Origin of the sequence: Paenibacillus sp. OAS669 (assembly GCF_014873645.1) — a bacterium.
Taxonomy (GTDB): domain Bacteria; phylum Bacillota; class Bacilli; order Paenibacillales; family NBRC-103111; genus Paenibacillus_S; species Paenibacillus_S vulneris.
Genome location: NZ_JADBDR010000001.1, coordinates 166,684 through 190,101, shown reverse-complemented (window position 1 = coordinate 190,101; position 23,418 = coordinate 166,684). Strand labels below are relative to the sequence as shown.

Annotated in this window: 19 protein-coding genes and 1 other annotated feature; of the genes, 15 read left to right on the top strand and 4 right to left on the bottom strand. The window is 48.7% G+C overall.

Annotated features, from left to right (window positions below; translation table 11 throughout):
- The first annotated feature begins 131 nt into the window (after window positions 1-131).
- The 8 genes from GGC63_RS00740 to GGC63_RS00705 all read left to right on the top strand — a co-directional run bounded on the left by GGC63_RS00740 (window position 132) and on the right by GGC63_RS00705 (window position 11,993).
- Window positions 132-2,459 (top strand): helix-turn-helix domain-containing protein, encoded by a 2,328-nt coding sequence (locus tag GGC63_RS00740; RefSeq protein ID WP_192700706.1) that lies wholly within the window; start codon window positions 132-134, stop codon window positions 2,457-2,459.
- 301 nt (window positions 2,460-2,760) lie between these two features.
- Entirely contained in the window at window positions 2,761-3,666 is a 906-nt protein-coding gene (locus GGC63_RS00735; RefSeq protein WP_225947919.1) for an ABC transporter permease, read from the top strand.
- Between the two features lie 18 nt (window positions 3,667-3,684).
- Window positions 3,685-4,569 carry a carbohydrate ABC transporter permease gene (locus GGC63_RS00730; RefSeq protein ID WP_079912910.1) on the top strand — a complete coding sequence of 295 codons (885 nt, stop codon included), beginning with the start codon at window positions 3,685-3,687 and terminating at the stop codon, window positions 4,567-4,569.
- A 155-nt stretch (window positions 4,570-4,724) separates the two neighbouring features.
- Complete coding sequence (locus tag GGC63_RS00725; RefSeq protein WP_192700705.1) at window positions 4,725-6,281, top strand: extracellular solute-binding protein; 1,557 nt, start codon at window positions 4,725-4,727, stop codon at window positions 6,279-6,281.
- 213 nt (window positions 6,282-6,494) lie between these two features.
- The gene (locus tag GGC63_RS00720) at window positions 6,495-7,196 is read left to right on the top strand and encodes a DUF1961 family protein (RefSeq protein WP_192700704.1); all 702 of its coding nucleotides are present in this window, start codon (window positions 6,495-6,497) and stop codon (window positions 7,194-7,196) included.
- A 3-nt stretch (window positions 7,197-7,199) separates the two neighbouring features.
- Complete coding sequence (locus GGC63_RS00715; RefSeq protein ID WP_192700703.1) at window positions 7,200-7,877, top strand: rhamnogalacturonan acetylesterase; 678 nt, start codon at window positions 7,200-7,202, stop codon at window positions 7,875-7,877.
- A gap of 60 nt (window positions 7,878-7,937) precedes the next feature.
- Window positions 7,938-10,547 carry a hypothetical protein gene (locus GGC63_RS00710; RefSeq protein ID WP_318780957.1) on the top strand — a complete coding sequence of 870 codons (2,610 nt, stop codon included), beginning with the start codon at window positions 7,938-7,940 and terminating at the stop codon, window positions 10,545-10,547.
- 117 nt (window positions 10,548-10,664) lie between these two features.
- On the top strand, window positions 10,665-11,993 hold the full coding sequence (locus tag GGC63_RS00705) for an ABC transporter substrate-binding protein (RefSeq protein WP_192700702.1): 1,329 nt from the start codon (window positions 10,665-10,667) through the stop codon (window positions 11,991-11,993).
- 140 nt (window positions 11,994-12,133) lie between these two features.
- Here the strand turns inward: GGC63_RS00705 and GGC63_RS00700 are convergent, their stop codons facing one another.
- Entirely contained in the window at window positions 12,134-13,306 is a 1,173-nt protein-coding gene (locus GGC63_RS00700) for an aminotransferase class I/II-fold pyridoxal phosphate-dependent enzyme (RefSeq protein WP_225947847.1), read from the bottom strand.
- 268 nt (window positions 13,307-13,574) lie between these two features.
- Window positions 13,575-13,789: a binding site (T-box leader), on the bottom strand.
- A 176-nt stretch (window positions 13,790-13,965) separates the two neighbouring features.
- Here GGC63_RS00700 and GGC63_RS00695 point away from each other — a divergent pair.
- A complete protein-coding gene (locus GGC63_RS00695) occupies window positions 13,966-14,796 on the top strand; it encodes an amidohydrolase family protein (RefSeq protein ID WP_192700701.1) in 831 nt (276 codons plus the stop codon).
- 213 nt (window positions 14,797-15,009) lie between these two features.
- Here GGC63_RS00695 and GGC63_RS00690 read toward each other — a convergent pair whose 3' ends face one another.
- On the bottom strand, window positions 15,010-15,465 hold the full coding sequence (locus GGC63_RS00690; RefSeq protein WP_192700700.1) for a MarR family winged helix-turn-helix transcriptional regulator: 456 nt from the start codon (window positions 15,463-15,465) through the stop codon (window positions 15,010-15,012).
- A gap of 189 nt (window positions 15,466-15,654) precedes the next feature.
- Here GGC63_RS00690 and GGC63_RS00685 point away from each other — a divergent pair, with 189 nt between their 5' ends.
- Complete coding sequence (locus GGC63_RS00685) at window positions 15,655-16,428, top strand: type III pantothenate kinase (protein ID WP_192700699.1); 774 nt, start codon at window positions 15,655-15,657, stop codon at window positions 16,426-16,428.
- Between the two features lie 63 nt (window positions 16,429-16,491).
- On the opposite strand, the gene GGC63_RS00680 is transcribed toward GGC63_RS00685, so the two are convergent.
- Window positions 16,492-17,163: a DUF2642 domain-containing protein gene (locus tag GGC63_RS00680; RefSeq protein ID WP_192700698.1), complete on the bottom strand. Its 672-nt coding sequence runs from the start codon at window positions 17,161-17,163 to the stop codon at window positions 16,492-16,494.
- Window positions 17,164-17,404: 241 nt separating this feature from the next.
- The gene (locus GGC63_RS00675; protein WP_192700697.1) at window positions 17,405-18,112 is read right to left on the bottom strand and encodes a hypothetical protein; all 708 of its coding nucleotides are present in this window, start codon (window positions 18,110-18,112) and stop codon (window positions 17,405-17,407) included.
- 405 nt (window positions 18,113-18,517) lie between these two features.
- On the opposite strand from GGC63_RS00675, the gene GGC63_RS00670 reads away from it, so the two are divergent.
- The 5 genes from GGC63_RS00670 (at window position 18,518) to GGC63_RS00650 (ending at window position 23,183) form a co-directional block, all read left to right on the top strand.
- Window positions 18,518-18,892 carry a hypothetical protein gene (locus GGC63_RS00670; RefSeq protein ID WP_192700696.1) on the top strand — a complete coding sequence of 125 codons (375 nt, stop codon included), beginning with the start codon at window positions 18,518-18,520 and terminating at the stop codon, window positions 18,890-18,892.
- Between the two features lie 132 nt (window positions 18,893-19,024).
- Window positions 19,025-20,080, top strand: coding sequence for a CotH kinase family protein (locus tag GGC63_RS00665; protein WP_192700695.1), 1,056 nt, complete (start codon window positions 19,025-19,027; stop codon window positions 20,078-20,080).
- A 141-nt stretch (window positions 20,081-20,221) separates the two neighbouring features.
- Entirely contained in the window at window positions 20,222-22,414 is a 2,193-nt protein-coding gene (locus GGC63_RS00660) for a RelA/SpoT family protein (RefSeq protein ID WP_192701371.1), read from the top strand.
- A gap of 43 nt (window positions 22,415-22,457) precedes the next feature.
- Window positions 22,458-22,898, top strand: coding sequence for a D-aminoacyl-tRNA deacylase (dtd, locus tag GGC63_RS00655; RefSeq protein WP_079912923.1), 441 nt, complete (start codon window positions 22,458-22,460; stop codon window positions 22,896-22,898).
- 108 nt (window positions 22,899-23,006) lie between these two features.
- On the top strand, window positions 23,007-23,183 hold the full coding sequence (locus GGC63_RS00650; RefSeq protein ID WP_179136174.1) for a hypothetical protein: 177 nt from the start codon (window positions 23,007-23,009) through the stop codon (window positions 23,181-23,183).
- Window positions 23,184-23,418: the final 235 nt, after the last annotated feature.

The window sequence follows — 23,418 nt, the reverse complement described above, 5'->3', positions numbered from 1 at the left end:
AAAATAAAACGGTTGAAAACAAAAACAAATAAAGGTATGGTAGTAATATAATGTTTAATATCGGGAGTACTTCCTTTCGAAAAGTGACTAACATTAATACCTCTTGGTGGTGAATTGGATTGCTCGTTACAATGAAGAAGCGCTTGAGTCACTGGGGCTCCAGCTTTTATGGAGGAAAAGGAACACATTATCGGAAGATGCTCGTCTTGATTCTGATCATTGCCAGTATTCCCGGATTAATAACCGGAGCGTTGATCTACTGGTTTGTCGGAGGACGGATAGAGAATGAGCTGCTTCAGCTGCACAAAAATCAAATTATCAAGAGAGCGGAAAATATTGACGGGCAGTTCGAGAATATGGAGCTATCCATGTCTCACGGTGCTTTAGATACCAAATTCGATTACTCGCTGAAGGATACCGATTTTTATCGTCAATTTTCATTATCGAGAGATATATCCAAGACCTTAGTATTGATGCAAGGGGCCATGCCTCTCGCCAAACGGCTGGATTTGTATATAGACGGGCTGCTGCCGGTCCATTTTAACCCTGAGATTAGTGTCAGCGATCCGAATACGGATGAGTGGAAGCAGTTCAAGCAGGCCAGCGGGAAGGGGCCGAATGTATATTGGACAACCTTGCCTACACTGAACAAATACCAGACCGGATATGATCTGGCCCTAGTCCACAAAATTCCCGGAGGCACATCAGAGCCCTTCGGACTTATGGTGGCACGCCTGGACCGCGATAATGTCGTCTCGCTCTTGAAAACGGTTGCTCCTTATGATGAAGGGGAAGCGTTTATGATGCAGGAGGATGGCAATGTACTTATCTCAACCGAGGGGAACAGCCAAGCCTCTTCTCTAATTGAGGGGGTCAAAAAGGAAGTTTTAAGCCGTAACGCGGATCAGACCTCGTTCCTGTTCAAATGGGATAAAAATACGTATTCGGTTTCTGCCGGGGTACTGGAAAGAATCGGGGAAAAGTGGATCTATGTGTCCATAGCGCCGACCAGTGCGATTAAGAAGCCGATAGTGTTCCTGTCGCAGGTGATCGTTCTTATCAGCTGTGCTGGACTGCTCCTTGCCGCCGTATTATCGTGGCTCGCATCCCGTAAAATATATTCCCCGTTAAATCAGCTGGTAGGTTTGCTGGGCAATGGGAATCAAACGCAGGGGAACGAATTTGAGCTGATAGAGAAGCATTGGCAGCACCTGAACCGGGAAAGTTTGGAGCTGCAGACCAAGCTGGAGAAGCAGATGCCGCAGATGAAGGAGGGCTTCGTGCTGCAGCTGATTCAAGGTTATTTGTCGGCGTATTCGGAGAGCGATCTCAGGGACCGGATGAATCATTATGGCTGGAATACCGAACACCGCCAATATATCGTGCTGTATCTGCAGCTGGTAGGAATGACGGAGCTGGATACGGGCGGCAGGTTTTCCCATGGAGATGAAGGGCTTATCACCTTTGCCGCGGCCAATATGATTGAAGAGCTGGCCAATGAACGGTTCGAGCATTGCCATGTCATAAATTTTCATAACTTAACTGTCGGTCTATTGCTGAATATTCCGGAAGTGCAGCCATTCAAGAACGAGCTGTACCAGCTGAGCGAAACATTAATGAAGACCATCAATCAAATTCTTAAGATGCAGGTTACTATTACCTTGGGGAAAGCTACGGAGCAGCTGAGAGAAATCCCGTTCTTATTCGAAGAGGCGAAGCTTGCTTTAAGCTACCGCAATTTCAGCAAGGAGAATCAGATCATTGACCTGGAGGCTCTTAGCAAGCTGGAGGAGCATCAGCCGTTCCAGTATCCTTTTTCCTTGGAGAGGGAGATTATCCAGGCGATGCGGATGGGGCAAGCGGACGAGGCGAGGCAGCATGTTCATGCCTTCATGAATGCGGTAGCCGCAGACGGAGTTAAGGAGATGGATGTGCAGCAGGGGATGATGAATCTGCTTGGTTCCCTCGAGCATGCTATCATGCAATCGGGTCTGAATCCGAACCAGCTGTTCAAATCCGCCAACTTGTTCGAGCAGCTCTCCGCGCTGAGGGAGCCGGAGCAAATCGAAGCCTGGTTCATGAATAAGGTCATTGCCCCGTTCATCGAGGCGATGGAGAACCGGGCGGATTTCCAGCTTAAGAAAATGATTGAGCAGGCGATGCTGTATATCCAGGCGAACTACATGAACGATATCTCACTCGATAGCTGCGCGGAGCACTGCGGTACGAATGCCTTCGTGATGAGCCGGACGTTCAAGCAGGTGTCAGGCAAAAACTTCATTGACTATTTGACGGATCTTCGCATGGAGAAAGCGAAGGAGATGCTGCGCAATTCGGAGCTGAAGATTAACGAGGTATCGGAAAAAGTCGGGTATCAGCATAGCTATTTCAACCGTATTTTCAAAAAATATGAAGGGGTCACCCCGAGTCAATATCGGGAAATGAGCCGCCAAGCATAAACCGGAAAACCCGCTCGTGGAGCGGGTTTTTTCGTTGTTAACAAGAAAAGAGTAGGTTTGCAAAAGATGTCCAACCGGCAAAACCCGGGCAAATCAAGAATGTCTAATTGCAAACAAATGCCCCATCCAACACAATGTGACTATGACTTAACCGAATGACGAAACGAGTCTCAAAGAATCGTTAAAGGTCGAAACTTGTCGGAGAAACACTGTGAATTTGAATTCAATAAGGAGTGAAACTATGGGGCACACAACAACGACTGACAGCCTCCCAGTGAAGGTACGAAAAAAACAAAGTACCATGGACCTATTTTTAAAACGGCTGAAACGGGATAAATGGATGTATCTTCTTCTATTGCCGGGTATTTTGTACTTCCTCATCTTTAAATACGTTCCGATGTGGGGCGTAATGCTCGCATTCAAAAACTATCAGCCTTTCACAGGCTTTATGAACAGCGAATGGGTCGGTCTCGATCATTTCCGCGACTTCTTTCAGAATCCGGATTTTGGCCGTCTGCTGAGAAATACGCTGCTGCTTTCTTTATATAATCTGGTATTTTTCTTCCCGGCGCCTATTATTATCGCACTAATGCTGAATGAGGTTCGCAAAGAATTTTACAAACGGACCATTCAAACGCTCATTTATGTACCGCATTTTATCTCCATGGTTATCGTGGCCAGTATCTCCTATGTCTTTCTGACGACGGAAGGCGGCATCGTTAACAGTATGCTGGAGCAGGCTACTGGTCATAAGATTGATTTTCTGTCCAGTCCGGACTGGTTCCGTCCGCTTATCATATTGCAAACCATGTGGAAGGAATGCGGCTGGGGAACGATTATTTTCCTTGCAGCATTAGCCGGAGTCGATACGGAGCAGTATGAAGCGGCCATCGTAGACGGAGCTAACCGCTGGCGCCAAATGTGGCACATTACGCTGCCTTCGATTCGCAGCACCATCATAATTTTGTTGATTCTTAAAGTCGGTGATGTTCTGGAAAACGGTTTCGAGCAAATCTATCTGATGACGAACGCACTGAACAGGGACGTTGCCGACGTATTCGATACGTATGTCTATATGATGGGGATTACGCAGGGGGCATTCAGCTATAGTACGGCGGTCGGTTTGTTCAAGTCGATTGTCGGTGTCATCCTCGTATTCACCAGCAACTATCTGGCCAAGCGATTCGGTCAATCAGGGATTTATTAATAATGGAGGTTCGATACGATGGGGAGACATCACAGAAGCTTACTGGATAATGTGTTCGACGGGCTTAACTATACGGTTCTCGGGATCCTCGGGATCTTGACGATATTGCCTTTCCTTTATGTCATTGCAGGCTCCTTCGCTACGGAGGCGGAGCTGACCGGAAGAGCGTTCTTCCTTATTCCCAAGACGTTCTCGCTTTCCGGATATCAATTCATATTCTCTTCCGATACCTTGTTCCGAAGCATTCTGGTTTCGATCTATGTTACGGTGATGGGAACCGCGGTAAACCTTATTTTTACCGTGACGATGGCCTACGCTTTGGCCAGGAAAGACTTGATGGGGCGCAATACCATATTGAACCTGGTGCTGTTCTCCATGCTGTTCTCCGGCGGGATGATTCCGACCTACCTGGTTGTGAAAAACCTTGGATTGCTTGATTCCTACTGGGCATTAATGCTGCCGGGAGCCATCAGCGCATTCAACCTGATTGTCGTGAAAAACTTTTTCCAGGAGATGCCTCCAGGACTTGAGGAAGCAGCGAGAATCGACGGCTGTACCGAGCTCGGCGTTCTATGGCGTATCGTGCTTCCATTGTCCAAGCCGGTGCTTGCCACCTTCGGCCTTTTCTACGCCGTAGGTCATTGGAACAACTTCTTTACCGCGCTCTTGTATATCAACGACCCGGATAAATGGCCGCTTCAGGTCATGCTGAGACAGCTCGTTATGCTCTCCCAAGGCAACATCGGAGATATGAGTCAGCTGGATCCAACCTTCGTTCAGCCGCCAGAGCAAACGATCAAAATGGCTGTTATCGTTGTCGGTACGATTCCGATCCTGCTTGTGTATCCGTTCCTGCAAAAGCACTTCGCCAAAGGGGTATTGATAGGATCGATTAAAGGCTAAACAATGCTTACGATCATCACCATTTTCAGAACTAGTTCTTCGCATTGCTGCAAAGGGGGGATAAGGAACGGTAATGCGAACTATTATAAATTTTAAGCCAATTTTTTTGTAAAACTTGTTATACTCTATGAAGATAAAAAGGGAGGCAATGATTCATGAAATCCAGAAAGAAATCAATGAAACGTCTAGTAAGCGGGGTTATGATCTCTACGATCGCTGTTACTGCGGTTGGCTGTGGTGCCGGTGGAGATAAGGCTCCGGCAGCAGGGAAGGACTCGGGAGGCTCCTCATCGTCCGCGCCGCTTGAGCTGAGCATTATGCTACCTGCGTTCAAGCCTACGTTCCCTAAGGACGGAAGCCCGGTAGTCGCTGAATTGGATAAATTTACCAATAGCAAAATACATTTGGAATGGGTGCCGGATTCCTCTTATGCGGATAAAATGAACATCACTCTTGCATCCGGTAAATTGCCTACCGTAATGGTCATCAAGGATAAAACAGCCAGCTTTATCAATGCTGCACGCTCCGGTGCTTTCTGGGAAGTAGGCCCTTATTTGAAGGACTATCCGAACCTGAGCAAGGCCAACCCGATCGTTAATAACAACATCTCCGTTGACGGCAAAATATACGGTGTTTACCGCGCCAGACCGCTCGGAAGAAACGGTATCGTGTACCGCAAGGAGTGGCTGGATAATCTTGGAATGCAAGAGCCTAAGACCATTGACGACTTTTACAACATGCTGAAAGCCTTTACAACCAAGGATCCGGACAAGAACGGCAAGAACGATACGTACGGTATGGTTATCTCCAAATACACAGGTCCTTTTGATATTATGCAAACCTGGTTCGGTGTTCCTAACAAATGGGGTGAGGACTCCAGCGGCAAGCTCATTCCTGCACACTATACGCCGGAGTACATGGATGCTCTCAAATTCTTCAAGAAGCTGTACGATGAAAAGCTGATCAATGCTGATTTTGCGGTGATGGACTCCAATAAATGGACCGATCCGATCGTCAATGGACAAGCAGGCGTTATGGTTGACGTAACCGATAATGCGGCACGCATCGATGATAAAATTCACGCCGCTCTGCAGCAAGCAGGCAAGGATGACAAGAACAAATACTTCATGGATATTCTGGGATCGGTAGCGGGTCCTAAAGGAAACCGCGCTCTGCCTACATCCGGTTATGCCGGAATGGTGGTTATTTCCAAATCGGCGGTAAAAACCGAGAAAGATCTGCGTCAAGTATTGGCATTCCTGGATAAGCTGAATGAAACAGAAGCACAAAATCTCGGCTTCAACGGCATCGAAGGCAAGCACTATAAGAAGGTGGAAGGCGGCATTGAGCCTGTTAAGGATACGGCCTTGATAGATCAGGAGGTCAGCGGCTTGAACCAAATGTTCATGGGCATTCCTGAGAACAGATATCTGGAAGTTGTTCAAACACCGGTCCGCAAAAAATCCAACGAAGTGCAAAAAGCTAACGAAGCCATCGTCGTGCCTAACCCGGCCGAGCCTCTTGTTTCCAACGTATACGCACAAAAAGGGCCTCAACTGGATAACATCATCAATGATGCCAGAACCAAGTTCATCGTAGGCCAAATTGACGAAGCAGGCTTCAAGGCAGCTGTAGAGCTTTGGAAAAAGAGCGGCGGCGAAGACTATGTAAAAGAAATCAACGATCTGTACCAAGCTTCGAAGAAAAAATAAGCGGAGTATAGCTCAAAGAAAACCTAAGGTATCCCCAATCCCTTTGGCTGTGCCCTGTGGCACAGCCCGTTTTCTTGCCCTATAGACAACGTGTGCAAGGAAGTGTAAAGCACTGCAACAAAGTCTAAACGGTCTCCACCTGTATCACAAAAATATCCAATGGTTGTCAAATTCAATGTAAGCTACAGTAAGACTAAATTAAGGAGGAGAGACATGACTGCGATTAGTGAAGCATTACCATATCGGCTAGGCGAGCTCATCTATCACAATCCTTTAACCAGTGAAGAAGATGTTCAGCACTTTATTATGGAAGGACAAGCGGCCATTACCTTTCCGCAGAAGCGGATGCGGATGGAGAATATGCTGGATCCGCAGCTTGGACAACAGGCGAATTTTGTATTCTGGTGTCCGGTTGATTTTCCGGATTCCATTGCCGTCAGCTGGGATTTTTGGCCGATCCGGGAGCCCGGTCTTTGCATGACCTTCTTCTCGGCAACCGGAGCGAACGGGGAAGATTTGTTCGACCCAAGCCTTGCGCCGCGTACCGGTATTTATCCGCAATATCATAACAGCGATATCCATGCCTACCATGTATCTTATTTCAGACGCAAGGAAGCCGATGAGCGCTGCTTCCATACGTGCAACCTGCGCAAGAGCCGCGGCTTGCATTTGGTGGCTCAAGGGGGGGATCCGATTCCTTCCGTCCAAGACGCTTCCGGGCCATACAGGATCAAGGTTCTTAAATGGAAAGATGAAATCGTATTCATGATCAATGACATGGTTGTATTCCAATGGAGGGATGATGGAGTCACCTTCGGAAAGCGGCTGGAAGGCGGAAAAATCGGCTTTCGTCAGTTGGCCCCAATGATTGGGGAATACGCGAATTTACAAGTCCATGCATTAGAGAGAGGGTAGCCAATGACTCGTATCTATATTGCCGGAGATTCTACATCGGCCAGCTATCCGGCTGACCAATCGCCAATGGCCGGCTGGGGACAAATGCTCGGCGAACTATTGATTCAGGATGTAGAGGTACGCAATGAAGCGTCATGCGGTAGAAGTTCCAAAAGCTTCATGGATGAGGGCCGGCTTCAGCCGATTGCCGACACCATTCAGCCTGGCGATTATTTGTTCATTCAGTTCGGGCACAACGATCAGAAGGCGGATGCTGAACGGCACACAGAGCCGTTCACCACGTATTTGGATCATTTGCTCCAATATATAGCGGCAGCCCGTAAAAAGGGAGCGACACCGATTCTGTTCACCTCGGTCGCCCGCAGAAACTTCAACGATGAAGGCGTTCTGGTGCCGACACATGGCGATTATCCGAAGGCCATGAAAAAGCTGGCATCGGAGCAGAAGGTGCTATTGGTGGATATGGAAGCGGGAACGGAGGAGCTTTACCGTTCTCTAGGACCTGAGGCTTCCAAAGACCTATTCGTATGGCTTGAGCCTGGCGAGCACCCGAACTATCCGGATGGAGCACGGGACAATACCCATTTTAACGAGCGCGGGGCCAGAGAGGTCGCTAAAATCGCCGTGTCCCGGCTGATCGAGGTATGTCCGGAATGGGTACGGCTGGTAAAGCCAGCCTAAGAACGCACTTTAGAACCAACAACATGATAGAATCACCGAATAAAAGGAGTGGGTAGTACGGTGGGTACACAAGCAGAACGAATTCAACTGCAATGGCTGGGACAAAGCGGACATGTTGCTGACGGATTAGGTGTGACATGGGGAATTCCATGGGCGGAAGGTGAGCTGCAGCGTAACGAATCCCTTGAATTGACGGATTCCAATGGCTACTCTGTCCCTGTTCAAAGCTGGCCGACAGCTTATTGGCCTGACGGCAGTGTCAAATGGTCGGCGCATGCCGCATCGATTCACGGGGATCGTTCCGAGCGGTATTTCCTCGGCAAGGGGGCGGCAGCAGCTCCCGAAGCATCCATAACGGTAACGGAAACAGAAGAAGTGATCGCCGTAGATACCGGAGTCATACTTTGCCGGTTCAACCGGGAAGGACAATCCATCCTCCGTTCCATCCATCGGGACGGCTCCCTGGTTTGCTCGGACGGCAAGCTTCAATGCGTACGCGAGGAACGCCACATGACAAGCGGAAGCAAGACCGTCAAGGAGCATAATTTCACAAGCCGCATCGCGAAGGTAGTCGTAGAGCAAGATGGGCCTGTACGTGCGGTGGTTCGGGTGGAAGGCAAGCATAAGCTGAACAACGGTGTCAGAGAATGGATGCCTTTTACCGTCCGCTTCTATTTCTATGCAGGACAGCAAGCCATTAAAGCCATTCATACGTTCGCTTATGACGGCAATCCCCATATGGATTTCGTCAAGGGGATCGGCATGACGTTCAAGGTTCCTATGCAAGGGCCTTTATACAACCGTCACGTGCGCTTTACAGGTGATACAGGGATATTCAGCGAATCTCCTAAGCATCTGATGACCTATCGGACTACAGGCAAATACGAAGAGATCTTCAAGCGTCAAACCGCAGGCGAATATGTCAGCTTCGACCCGGTGGAGGATGAGCGGTTTATCGGTCTTATCGAAGAGTCCGCCGTATGGGATAGCTTCAAGCTAGTTCAAGGGTCGGCAGATTCCTATACGATTACGAAGCGGACACAGGAAGGATGTGCCTGGATTCGCGCCGCATTCGGGCAGCGGTCGTCAGGCACTGTATATGCCGGAGGAGAGAACGGCGGACTGGCCGTCGGAGTACGCAACTTTTGGAAAAAGTACCCGTCGTCCATGGAGCTTCATCATACTTCGAAGGATGAGGCGGAGATGACCGTTTGGTTCTGGTCGCCGGATGCCGAAGCGATGGATTTGCGCCATTACGATACGACGACGCATGTTCAGTCTTCCTATGAAGGCTTTGATGAAATGAGAAGCACGCCATTCGGTGTGGCCAATACGAGTGAGCTGGCTATCTGGTGCTTTGAGAAGACGCCAAGCCACGAGACCCTGCATGCGGTATCGCAGGAATGCCAATCTCCGTCCTTGCTGGTGTGCAAGCCGGAATATTACCATGACGCCAAAGCATTCGGCATCTGGAGTCTCCCTAACCGGAGCACCCCGGTCCATTCCAAGATTGAAGATCAATTGGATGCGGCTATTGATTTCTATAAAGAGGAAATCGAGCAGCGCAGATGGTACGGTTTCTGGGATTACGGCGATGTCATGCACGGTTATGACCCTACCCGTCATACGTGGCGTTACGATATCGGAGGATGCGCTTGGCAAAATACAGAGCTGGTGCCGAATATGTGGCTCTGGTACATGTTCCTCCGCTCCGGACGAGAAGATATATTCCGTATTGCTGAAGCCATGACCCGGCACACCAGTGAGGTGGACCTGTACCATTTCGGAGAATATTCCGGTCTGGGTTCGCGGCACAATGTCATCCATTGGGGCTGCGGCTGCAAGGAAGCCCGAATCGGGATGGCGGGCTTGCATCGCTTCTATTATTACTTAATTGCGGATGAGCGAATCGGCGACATCATGGATGAGGTGACCGATTCCGACTATACGACCGCTCATCTGGATCCGATGCGCTATTATTTCCCGAAAGACCAATATCCGACCCATGCCCGCGTAGGTCCGGACTGGGCGGCCTTCAGCTCCAACTGGATGACCCGATGGGAGCGCTATGAGGATACTGCCTACAGGGATAAACTGCTGGTAGGCATTGAAAGCTTGAAAAATATGCCGAACCGGATGAAAAACCTGGCTGTACATGGTTATGATCCGAAAACCGGCAAACTGTACGATATGGGGAACAATGCCGGCGGACATTTGGCCATCTGTATGGGCGGCCCTCAAGTCTGGATGGAATTGGCCATGATGCTTAAGGATGCCGAGTGGGAAAGCATGCTAGTGGAAATCGGAGCATTCTACAATCTTCCGCGGGAAGAAAAGCGCGCCCAGCTGGTCGGTGAACTCGCCAACGGCGGATTTGCATGGCCGATGTTCTCTACCGGTATCGCCGCCTATGCTTCGGTTCACAACAAGGACGAAGCTTTGGCTGAGCTTGCCTGGAGCATCCTGCTTAAGGATGAAGTCGGGCAGGTTCTATTGACGGATATTACGAAGCCGGTCGAAACCTTGGAATACATCAGACCTATCCGGGAAATTCCGTGGATTGCCACTAACACCATCTCTCAATGGTCTCTTAATGCCATCGTATGCATGGAGTTAATCAGCGGCTCTTTGGAAAAAGCCGCGGCGGCTCATACGGCTGCAGCACACTGAACGATTACACCATAGATCAAACACAAAGGCTCGTTCGCTTATTTGGGCGAGCTTTTGTGCACATATCGATTTACATATTTTTCACTTTATGGGACGAAAATGAAAGGGGAGCATGAAATGAAAAAGAAAATGGCAGGTACTTTGGCGGCATTGACCGCAGTAAGTATGATGGCAACGGCTTGCGGAGGTGGAAGCGATAGCGCCAATGCACCGGAAGGCAAGGATTCTGCAGTAAAAGAGAACAAGGATCCCGTAGAGCTGGTATTCTACTCCATGAGCCGCGACTCTGAAGCCAGCTTCAATGACCGCTATGGCGACGCGATTCGCAAGAAGTTTCCGAATTATACGATCAAGTACATCCAGAGGGCGACAGGCAGCGATCTGCAGGATTTGATCAATGCGGGTCAAAGAATCGACATTCAGTGGGACTCCATTGGTTCCTTCCCTGGGAGCAATATGGTGTATGAGATGAGCTATGATATGACAGAGCTTATGAAGAAGCATCAGGTGGATGTGAGCCGGTTCGAGCCTTCCTTGATTGACGCTATGAAGCAGCTGGGAAACGGAGCGATTTACGGTCTTCCCGTGTACAATGAACGTATGGCCTTATTTTATAACAAGGACATTTTCGACAAGCTCAATGTGCCTTATCCGAAGGACGGCATGACCTGGGCTGAACTGAACGAGATCGCCAAGAAGCTGAACGTCGAAAAAGACGGCATCACGTATACGGGCTTTTCGCCTTCGGTCAATCACTTGTTCCTGGTGAACCAGTATTCATTGCCGCTTCTTACCAAGGATTTGAGAGCCAACATCACCAACGAGAAATGGAAGCAAATTCTTGACTTGCAGCTGATTCAGCCGACTCAAAATCCCGTCTACCAAAAGGCGATGGCCAACAATAAAGGGAAAATTCTGGACCTGAACCAGTTCGCCAAAGATCAGTCTTTGGCCATGTTCATCTCATCTCCTATTTTGCCGCAAGTGATGAAGGATGAATTGTCCAAATTCAATTGGGATATCGTCTCCGAGCCTACCATGCCGGATGCTCCAGGTGTAGGACCGCAATCGTATCCGGGTTATTTTGCCATTACGAAGATGGCGAAGGATAAAGACGCCGCAATGGAAGTCATTAAGTTCTTGACCTCGGACGAATACCAGATGGAATACTCCAAGAAAGGGATCATGACGACCTTGAAGAATGAATCGATCCAAAAAGCGCTCGGACAAGAAAGCGCTTTTAAAGACAAAAACTTCGGAGCGTTCTTCTACAACAAATTCCCTGCTATTGCTGACAAAACAATTCAGGAGAGCCAAGTGGCGATTCTCGGGACATATACCAAAAACCTGAACAAGCTATCTTCCGGAGACATGGATATTAACACCTACATGCGTACGGCGGAAGAGGAAGCCAACAAACTATTGGATAGCCTGAAGAAAAAATAATATAGCCCCCGCCTGGGAAAGCAATCGCTCCTTAGGGTATCGCAGCCTCGCAGCAGGCCGCAATACCCGGGGGCGATTTGTTTTTGTGGAAACATGAATAGCTCCGAACAGTTCAGGTTGAACCATGAACTTTAACCGGTTCAGGAAAAGTTTTTCATAAAGGTTCCCATCCGCTCGATAGCCTCCGTAATATTTTGGACCGACGAAGCATAGGAGCATCGGATGTGGCCTTCCCCGCATGAGCCCAGCACATTGCCCGGGACGACCGCCACCTTCATTTCCGTAAGCAGCCGGTCCGCAAATTGCTCGGAGGTTAGCCCGGTATGCTCAATGGACGGGAAGGCATAGAAGGCTCCCTTGGGCTCGAAGCAGGGCAGGCCGATTTCTTCGAAGCCCTTCAAGATCAGACGTCTTCGCTGATCGTAGGATGCAACCATTTCGCTCACCTCATGGGAACCGTTGCGCAAAGCCTCTATAGCTGCGCGCTGCGTCGTTATAGGAGCGCATATCATCGTGTATTGATGAATCTTGGTCATAGCGGCAATGACCTCGGGGTGGCCGCATGCATAGCCGAGCCTCCAGCCTGTCATGGCATAGGCTTTGGAGAAGCCGTTCAGCAGAATCGTACGGTCTCTCATACCGGGCAATTCGGCAAAGCAGGTATGCTTTCCGACGTAAGTCAGCTTCTCGTACACTTCATCGGAAATGACGATCAGATCGTATTTTTCCACCACTTTTGCGATCTTTTCCAGCTCTTCTCTTGGCATGGTCGCCCCGGACGGATTATTCGGGTAATTGATCAGTAAAGCTTTGGTACGAGGGGTAATGGCAGCCTCGACCTGCTCGGCTGTAATTCTGAACTCGTTGTCTGCCGAGGTGCTCAACGGAACAGGCACGCCTCCGGCCATGATCGTGCAGGGCGAATAAGACACGTAACAGGGCTCGGCAATCAGGACCTCGTCTCCGGGATGCAGGATGGCCCTCAAAGCCAAATCTACAGCTTCGCTGACACCGACCGTAACAAGAACTTCGTTACGTGGCTCATAGGTAACCCCATGATTGTCATGCAGGTGCCGGGCGATTTCCTCTCTTAGCTCGAGCAAGCCAGCGTTGGAGGTGTACATTGTATACCCTTTACGCAGAGAGTCGATGCCGTTTTCCCTAATGTTCCACGGCGTTACGAAATCGGGCTCACCGACGCCCAACGAAATGACGCCTTTCATCTCAGCTACCAAATCAAAAAAACGACGAATTCCTGAGGGAGGGAGATCCCTCACCGTAGGAGAAATACGATCAGACCATTGAATATTCATTACGTTCACCGGCTTTCTTTAGAATGGGAAACCTCTTCAGATGAGAGAATCGTCGCATTCGACGACATAAGAATTGTAAAAATAAAAAAGCCCCCGCCCCCATAAAGGGACGAGAGCTTATGCTCACGCGTTACCACCCTAATTGACATCCTATTGGCAATCTCTCTAACCTGTCAGACGGCTGGATCCGAGCCGTACAACGGGTTAAAGGCAGGGGGGGCTCCGGCTAGAAGGTGCATTTGGACAACAAAAAAAGCCCCCATCCCCGGAAAGGGACGAGAGCTTATGCCCACGCGGTACCACCCTAATTGACAATATTATGTCCACTCTTTCCGATAACGGCGGAAGACCGGCCTACTCCTACTATGAAGTTCAGAGGGCGACTCCGGGGCGGCTTTCCATCAGGCTTCACTCCCGGGCTCTCACCATCCCCGGGTCTCTTTAAGGTTCACCACAATGTACTTTCCCCATCTGTGTCTTTGCAGCACTAAATTATTGAAAAATATAACACGGACTTTTGACGTCTGTCAATTGGTTATTTACAAAAATAGAATGTCCCCCGCAGCTTGCTGTTGTGCAATGGATTCACTTGTATTATGATCAGACAAGTAAGGAGAATCATTCGGCATGTACATAGGGAGTATAGGGAGGAATCGACCATGAAAATTGATGCTCACCAACATTACTGGAAGCTGGATCGCGGGGATTACGGCTGGCTGACACCGGATTCGGGCGTATTATACCGGGATTATTTGCCGGAACAGCTGAATGATCATTTGAAGGCGAACGGGATCAGCAAGACGGTTGTCGTGCAAGCGGCGCCCACCTTGGCCGAGACGGAGTTTATGCTGAGCCTGGCAGAGCAGTCGGAGACGATTGCCGGTGTTGTAGGCTGGCTTGATCTGGAGGACAGCTCCTACAAGGAGCATTATGCGAGACTCAAGCAGAACCCTTATTTTAAAGGCATTCGGGTCATGCTGCAGGATATCGATATGGAGTATGCGTTTCGTCCGGCGGTTTTGGAAGCGCTGCGATTTTTCGAGCGGGAGCAGTTTCCAATTGATCTTCTGATCAAAATGCATCAGTTGGAGGATACCGTAAAGCTTTTGAAGCAGCTGCCCGATCTACGCGGAGTTATCGACCATATTGCCAAGCCCTTTATCTCCGAACAGCAGCTGGAGCCTTGGAGCACGTACATGGCACAAATAGCTTCAGATTATCCGAACATATACTGCAAGCTGTCCGGCATGGTAACGGAGGCAGATCATCAGAATTGGCGGGAAGAGCACTTTGTTCCTTATGTCCAGCACGTGGTATCCCGGTTCGGACCGCAGAGAATTATGTACGGCAGCGACTGGCCTGTCTGTCTGCTAGCCGCGGAATACGACGACGTATATAAGCTTCTGGAGAGCACGCTGCCGGATTCGCTGACGCCTTCCGACCTGGAAGATGTCTTCGGCCATAATGCCGCCCGTTTCTATAGACTCTAAGCTAACCCATTCCTGATGTAAAAACCGCTTGTGCCCTGGACATCCTCACCCCCATGCATGGCAGCTTGACAGGGGAGGGTTGTTCAGGAACCCCAAGCGGTTTTACCCATTTTTACAGTTGAATAGCCCGGATTTTGAATAGGAGCCAGTCTGTTGCAAAGTTGGTTTGTTAGCGTTTACAACAAAGGCTGAGCATAGCTTTAGGATGGACGATTACGTCGTTTTGCATACATTCTCATTGTAAGCGGAAAGCAATGCTTCCAGACTCTGGGCTGTATGAATATAGCTCTGCAAATCTTCATTGGAAACTTCGTTAAATATGGACCGTACTTCACTAAGAATATGGTTGCGCAAGGATTGGATCTTATCTTTGCCTGTACTTGTGAGCTGCACGAAAATAATCCGCCGGTCCTCAACGGAGCGAACCCTTTCAACCAAATGCTGACGTTCCAATTTATCGACAAGGCTGGTTGCCGCACCTAGCGTAATGCATAAGTAATCGGCAATATCGTTCATCTTCATGGAGTGATGCTCCAATTGAAACATCACAGATATCGTTGAATTGTTAAGGTTAGGATCGATATTCATAACCTGCAGCGAGCGTTTGAGTTGCCGGCTCACGCAAAGTAACTTATTCAACAGTAAAGTCGTATTCTGTTCTTTGCTCATCTAACCTATCCCCTATCTAAAATGACATCTAGTGTTATTTTACTACATTACGACAAAAATTAATATGAAGGTTGTCGAATTTATCTTACTTTATATCTTTCCCGGTCGATTGGCGCACCTAGGCAGATTGTATATAATAGCATTAAAAACAATCGGTAATCGGTTAAAGAAGCGGCTGGAGGGTATGTCATGCAATCGGGACTTTTAGTGATAGATGTCGGCAATACCAATACAAAAATAGCGGTATACAAAGAGCAGCAAATGGTGTATTTCTGGAGAGTGACGACACAGAGGGAAATGACGGTCGAAGAGATCTGGGTCGTATGGAGCCAGCTGTTTAAACAAAGCGGTTTCGCTTATGAGCGGCTAAGCGGAATCATAATCAGCTCAGTTGTACCTCCGTTAATGACGGCAGTAAGAGAAGTGTGCCGGACAAAGCTGGGTATTGCGCCGCTCGAGCTTGGCCCCGGGTTGAAAACAGGCCTGAGAATCGTGACGGACCAACCAGCCCAAGTAGGTGCGGATCGAATCGCAAGCGCCATTGCCGCCATCCACTTATACGGAGCGCCTGTTATCGTCATAGGCTTGGGGACAGCTACTACGATCAGCGTTGTCAATGAGCATAACGAATTTATCGGCGGGGCCATCCTTCCGGGAGGCGTTATTTCAGCGGAAGCATTGTATGAGCGTACCGCTCAGCTGCCTTCGGTCAACATCACCAGCCCTCAGCGGTTTCTCACTCACGACACAGCCTCCAGCATGACGTACGGGATCGTGAACGGAATAGCCGGACAAGTCGATGGTATTGTTACTCGCATTATTGAGGAAATGGCTTTGCCGTTCACCGTGGTGGCGTCGGGGGGATTATCCGAATTGATCTCCCCCGAGTCCAGCACGATCCAGCACACGCACCCGGATTTAGTCCTTGAAGGATTACGGATCACCTGGGAGCTTAATCGTTAATATGCGTTAGAACAGAAGAAAGGTCCTTCGCTTCTAGGCAGCGGAGGACCTTTTGGGATTAGATTATGGCAGATGAACCGTTTTGACATGCTCCATATGAAGGAATAGCGTCTCTCCTCCGGCTGCGACCATCTCGATCAGATTATTTTGCAGCGATTTAAGCTGACCGATTTTGTTCGGGTTTTCCCCGATATCGAGGACGACAAATTGACCTTCCAGCTTTTTCAGCTGCTGATCGAATGTTCTAGCCAGCGTTATCGTGGATGGACTTAGAGGGAAACGCTCCTGGTTCAGCGAATAAGGCGTCACATTGGGATCATAAGGCTTAAGATATTTCATGTGCTGCATCGGGATATAGACTACGTGATATACGGGTGAATAGAAGACGAAATAGTCATTCATTATGCTGGTTACATAACCATGAAGGGACTGGTTTCCGCTTGTATAAATTTCGGTGAACATCCCCTTGGCATTCATTAATATTTTGCGGAAGGAAATATCCTTTTGATCCTCGAACGGCATCTCGGCGGGAACTACAATAACGGCTTCGTCCTTGCTTTCTTCATATTGTGTCAGCTGCTGCAAATGCAGGAGAGGGATATACAGAAACTGTTGTCCATTATAAATCACCATGATGTCACTGCCCAGATTGATCAGTTTTCCGCGGATAGGCGTTTTTTTACCCGAAATATGGAGTTCTACCTGTTTATCAAGCAATGTGTTCAAGAGTGTCATAAAGCACCTCCTATTCTTAGAAATGTAAATGATGCGCGCTTACGTACTTAACTCAGCCAGGATACCGATATAACCCTATCGGGCATCCCGGCATGAGATCAATGCATGGCAGATTCAAAGAGATCCAACGCTTACTCCCTGTTTAGAAAAATAACCGTCATAAGAGAGACGGTTAATGTCATCCATTCGGATGAAGCAGGAATTGTAGAGTCACAGACTAGGACGGTTACAGTGCCTGGCATTAACGTCGGCTGTTCGATTTTTTGTTGCCGCCGGAGCTTCTGCTGCCGCTTTTATTATTTTTGTTGCTCTTGTTTTTGTTGCTTTTGTTTTTGTTGCTTTTGTTGTTGTTACCGCTCTTGCTGTTGTTTTTATTGCTTTTATTATTGCTGCCGCTTTTGTTGTTATTGTTATTGTTGTTGTTATTATTGTTGTTGTTGCCGGAGCTCTTGTTAGCGGCTACGCTGACCGTTTTGATATGAAAAATAGGAATGCGGATAAGCTCTCTGTTGAAGAGCAGCAAGACAAAGTCTTGACTAACTTCAGCTATAAAGCCTTCTACTTTTTCAGGGCCGCCGCGGTTGATCTGAACGAATTTGTGGCGCAATCTTTGCAATAATTGATTGAAGGTATTCGCATGAATGACGTTGGACATTCCTCCGGATCTACCGCTTCGATTGCCGCTTCTGTTGCCGCCTGATCCCATTTGAGTAATGCTTTTGATGTGAGAACGATTAATAAATACGATACCGTTTGGTGTACTTACTACGATAAATTCGGATTGAACGGAGATCAGAGTGCCCACAACGGAATCTGGACCGCCGCGATTCACCTTCACTTGAGTTCCCACTAGATTGGACAGCATATTGCCTGAAGAGCCCTGCGATCTTGATCTTCCACTGGTATTCTGTGACATCATGTTAGATACCATTTGATGAAAATAACTCATTTTAACATTCCCCTCTCGATAAGTTACTAAAACTAGAAATCTTGTCATTCATAGCGGCCCTTATTCTACCTAGAGCCTGTTTCACTATCTTTCATTTGCACCTCACCTGCACGCTGCCTGCCAGTGAATTAATTCATAGGCAGCGACCTCCTTTCATTAATCATGGTAGGGAATTCATAGTTTATATATATGTATCCGGCAAGAAGGTGTACTAGTTGTCAATCTATATTTGCTAGAAGTTCCACGTCTATCTATAAGAGATTCAAAGAGGGCGCTTTAACAGGTCAATGTGTATATTTTGCGGCTAGCAAACTACAGTCTAGTTCACTTCCGATCGAATCTCATAGACTGAACTATCTCAATAAAGGAGGTAGTTTCAATTGCCGGGATCAGGAGGAAATCGTAGTGGAAGCAGGGGGAACCGTACTGAGGGAAGCAGAGGCAACCGCAGCGACGGAAGCCCAGGGAATCGCACTGGAGGAAGCAGAGGCAACCGCAGCGATAGAAGCCGGGGCAACCGTACTGGAGGAAGCAGAGGCAACCGCAGCGATAGAAGCCCAGGGAATCGCACTGGAGGAAGCAGAGGCAACCGTACTGGAGGAAGCAGAGGCAACCGCAGTCATAGAAGCCAGGGCAACCGTACTGGAGGAAGCAAAGGCAACCGCAGCCATAGAAGCCAGGGCAATCGTACTGGAGGAAGCAGAGGCAACCGCAGTCATAGAAGCCAAGGTAATCGCACTGGAGGAAGCAGAGGCAACCAGCCTGGATGCTAATATCTGAAGGGGCTTTTGCTGGCATGGGAACAAACGCCGTGACGGCTATGGTCACAACCGCATAAGGTGAATTACCTCAAAAAGTCTATCATTCCTGTGATAGGCTTTTTGCTTTCTTAAAGAAAGGCGGAATCGTTCCATGGAACTGTCAACTCGGTCAATTGTGATTGGAGATGAAGAGCGTTCAGCGCTGCAGAAAAACGTATGGAGTGAAAAATACGTTAAAGCCCATATGCTTATCCAGGGAAGAAGAGAGCCTATTCTCCTGCGTTACCGTGGAGGTCACACGCGCGATTATCCGAAAAAATCATATGAGGTTGTACGTAATGGCAAAACGTATCATTATAATGCCGAATTCGACGATCCTTCCATGATTCGCAACGCGTTATCATTTCAATTCTTTCAATGGATTGGAGTACCCAGCCCCAGGACGCGCCACTGCTTGCTGAAGCTGAACGGGCAAAGCCTCGGGGTATATTTGGAAATCGAAGGGGTCGACCGGTATTTTTTCCGCAGCCGGAATATTTCCGTTAAATCTTTGTTCTATGCGGTTAATGATAATGCAGATTTAACGCTGATCAGTCCGGAAACCCAGAGAAGAAAATCCTCGCTGTTCAACGGGTATGAGCACATCATAGGCACTGAAGAGGACCGCCGGCAATGGAAATCGTTCATATTGAATCTGAACACGCTTAAGGGGAGCCGATTAGGTCGATACTTGAAGGAACGGGTAGACATAGAGAACTATCTCCGATGGCTGGCCGGCGCCGTCTGTACAGGGAATTACGATGGCTTTGATCAAAACTATGCGGTATACCGTCATAAAAAAACAATGAAATATCGTATGATCCCATGGGATTACGAGGGAACATGGGGGCGTAATTGCTACGGCAAAAAATGCGGAAGCGACCTGGTTCGGATAGAAGGGTACAACCAGCTTACGAGCAAACTTCTTTCCTTCAAAAGTGTTCGAAGCCGTTACAAGGTCCTGCTGCGCTCCATCGTCAAACAGCATTTGACGGTCAAAAAGATAGATCCGGTCGTACAGCAAATGTATGAGGCCATTGCTCCGCATATCTACGAGGACTCCATGCGCAAATGGTCGTTATCCATCTTTGACGGGGAGCCCGAGCTGATACGCAGCTATATAAGAGAGCGGCGAAAAATTATTCTTGATTCGCTTCATAAGCTGTGAAAATCGAGAAGAGGATGAAGCCTTTCCCAAAACCAATAAAATTTTTCGACAAAGTTTGTCGAAATGGCGCAAATAAGTTGACGTAGCGCCTATTTCAAAGGCATAATGGATTAAAATCGAATTAAGGGAATGGATAAACGAATGGGCATTGAGCAGCTTCTTGAGAAGGCGTCCGGCTATGTAAAAGAAAGTGATCTGAAGCGTATAAGAGAAGCCTACGAGTTCGCTGAACAGGCTCATTCGGGCCAGGTTCGCAAATCAGGGGAGCCTTATATTCTGCACCCGTTGGCCGTAGCGGAAATCTTGGTCAACATGCAGATGGATACTACTTCAATTATTGCCGCACTGCTTCATGATGTGGTAGAGGATACGACCGTTTCTCTGGAAACCGTAAACGAGAAATTCGGCAAAACCTGCGCTATGCTGGTGGACGGTCTGACCAAGCTCGAAAAAATCAAGTTTAAAACCAAAGAAGAGCAGCAAAACGAAAACTATCGAAAAATGTTTGTGGCGATGGCTCAGGACATCCGGGTCATTTTGATCAAGCTGGCCGATCGCCTGCATAATATGCGTACGCTGAAGCATCAATCGGAAGAAGCTCAGCGCAGAATAGCGGACGAAACGCTGGAAATATTTTGCCCGATCGCTCACCGTCTCGGGATTTCTGCCATCAAGTGGGAAATGGAGGATATTGCGCTTCGCTATTTGAATCCTCAGCAGTATTACCGCATTGTCAATTTGATGCAGAAAAAACGGACCGAACGTGAAAAATATATCGAGGATGTCATCACGACCGTGCGGGAGAAGCTGTCCGAAATGGGCATTGAGAGCGATATTTCCGGCCGTCCGAAGCATATTTACAGCATTTATAAAAAGATGACGGCCCGCAATAAGCAGTTTAACGAGATATACGATCTGCTGGCACTCCGAATCATTGTTGACAATATTAAGGACTGCTATGCAACGCTAGGTATTATTCATACGCTGTGGAAGCCGATGCCGGGCCGGTTCAAGGATTACATCGCTATGCCTAAGCCGAACATGTATCAATCTCTGCATACGACAGTCATCGGTCCGAAGGGCGAGCCTCTTGAGGTGCAGATCCGTACGTTCGAAATGCATAAAACGTCCGAGTACGGAATTGCGGCGCATTGGGCCTATAAAGAAGGCAGCATGGTGCCTTCCGGCAGCTTCGAGGACAAAATGAACTGGTTCCGAGAAATTTTGGAGCTCCAGCATGATGCCCAGGACGCCTCGGAATTCGTCGAATCGCTCAAGATGGACTTTTTTTCCGATCTTGTGTTCGTGTTTACTCCGAAGGGGGAAGTCATCGAGCTGCCAGCGGGATCGGTCCCGCTGGATTTTGCCTACCGTATCCATACGGAGGTCGGGAACCGTACGATCGGCGCGAAGGTCAACGGCCGTATAGTCCCGCTGGATTTCCGGCTGAAAACCGGGGATATCGTTGAAATTTTAACGTCCAAGCACTCTTACGGGCCGAGCCAGGACTGGATCAAGCTGGCGCAGTCCTCGCATGCTCGTACGAAGATACGCCAATGGTTCAAGAAGGAGAAGCGGGAGGAAAACGTCGAGAAGGGCAAGGACGCCATTGAGCGCGAGCTTAAGCGTCTAGGTATCGACCCTCCAACCTTGATGAAGGAAGATGAGCTTCTGGAGGTCGCCAAGAAATTCAATTTCAACGAGATCGAGGATATGTACTCAGCTGTAGGCTTTAACGGCATTACAGCTGCACAGATTGTCACCCGGTTGACCGAGAAAATGCGCAAGCAGCAGGAGGAGGCCCGCCAGCAGGCACTGCAGCTGACCGAAGAAGTGAAGGAACTGAAATCGGCGGCGACAGAGCGCAAAGGCCGGCCTACTCACGGTGTTCGTGTCAAAGGAGTGGACAACCTCCTCGTTCGCTTCGCACGCTGCTGTAACCCGGTTCCAGGGGACCAAATCGTCGGCTACATAACGCGCGGCAGGGGAGTATCCATCCATAGGCAGGATTGTACCAATATCCCGGTTGCCGATGGCGGTGAAGAGGGGAACAGGGTGATCGAGGTCGAATGGGCGGATTCCATCGAGGCTAACTACAACGTTGAGATTGAAATTACCGGACATGACCGTTTCGGTTTCCTGAATGAGGTGCTGCAGGCGGTGTCCGAGAGCAAGACGGTGATTTCCGCCGTTTCGGGACGATCAGACAAAAACAAGATGGCGATTATTCATATGACCATCCTGATCCGCAATATTGAGCATCTTCACGCCGTCGTTGAAAAAATCAAGCGCGTGAAGGATGTATATTCCGTGCAGAGAATCATGCAATCGTAGCCGGTTCTTTGCATTATTACACGAATAGAGGTTAGAACACATAATGAGAGTGGTCGTTCAACGCAGCAAACAAGCGCAAGTGACCGTGGACGGCGCCGTTGTGGGGGCCATCGACCATGGGCTTGTGCTTTTGGTGGGTATTACGCACGAGGATACGGAGCAGGACGCCAAATTCGCAGCCGAGAAGATCGCAGGTCTTCGTATCTTTGAGGATGAATCGGGCAAAATGAACGATTCCGTTCTGGATGTAGGCGGGCAAATATTGTCCGTATCCCAATTTACCCTTTACGGCGACTGCCGTAAGGGCAAGCGCCCGAATTTCATGGCAGCAGCCCGTCCGGAGCAGGCAAAGCCTTTATATGACCGGTTCAATGAGCTGCTTCGGCAGCAAGGATTAACGGTAGCGACGGGGACATTCGGAGCGATGATGGAAGTATCGCTTGTCAATGACGGTCCCGTTACCTTGATTATTGAAAGCAAATAGCGCTCTTCTAGTTGTTTTACGCTTTGGCAGGATGTCGATCTCCATGGTTAGGTTACGTCTGGTTTGGACAAAATAGAAGTATACCTACTACAAGGAGATTACATTTGTATGCATCAATCCGGTAAAGAAAAGGCAGTTGTCCAACCGGAGCAGCAGCTGCTGTTTTGCAGCTTGGACGAATCGTTGGGAATGGTTGCCGCGGCACTGTCCGAAAACGAGCTATCGGCAGGATATTCTTCCGTGAGTGAGCAGTTAAAAAGACAGACTCGTCAAACGTTCCGATGATCTCGCAATCTAGTTCTATTACGGAAAAACGTATGGCCCTCGGGAAAGAAAAACTCCGGGGGCCTGTTTCTTTTCCTGAAAGCCGGCGGTATGGTACACTAAGACAGGCATGTCCAAAGGGTAAATGCTTATAACTGGAATTTATAAGCAGACGCTGAAACATTTGGCGCCTTTCGCCGTATATAAAGGTTGGGGAATTGTGCTTTTATTGGTTGTAGAAAGTCATTACATATGT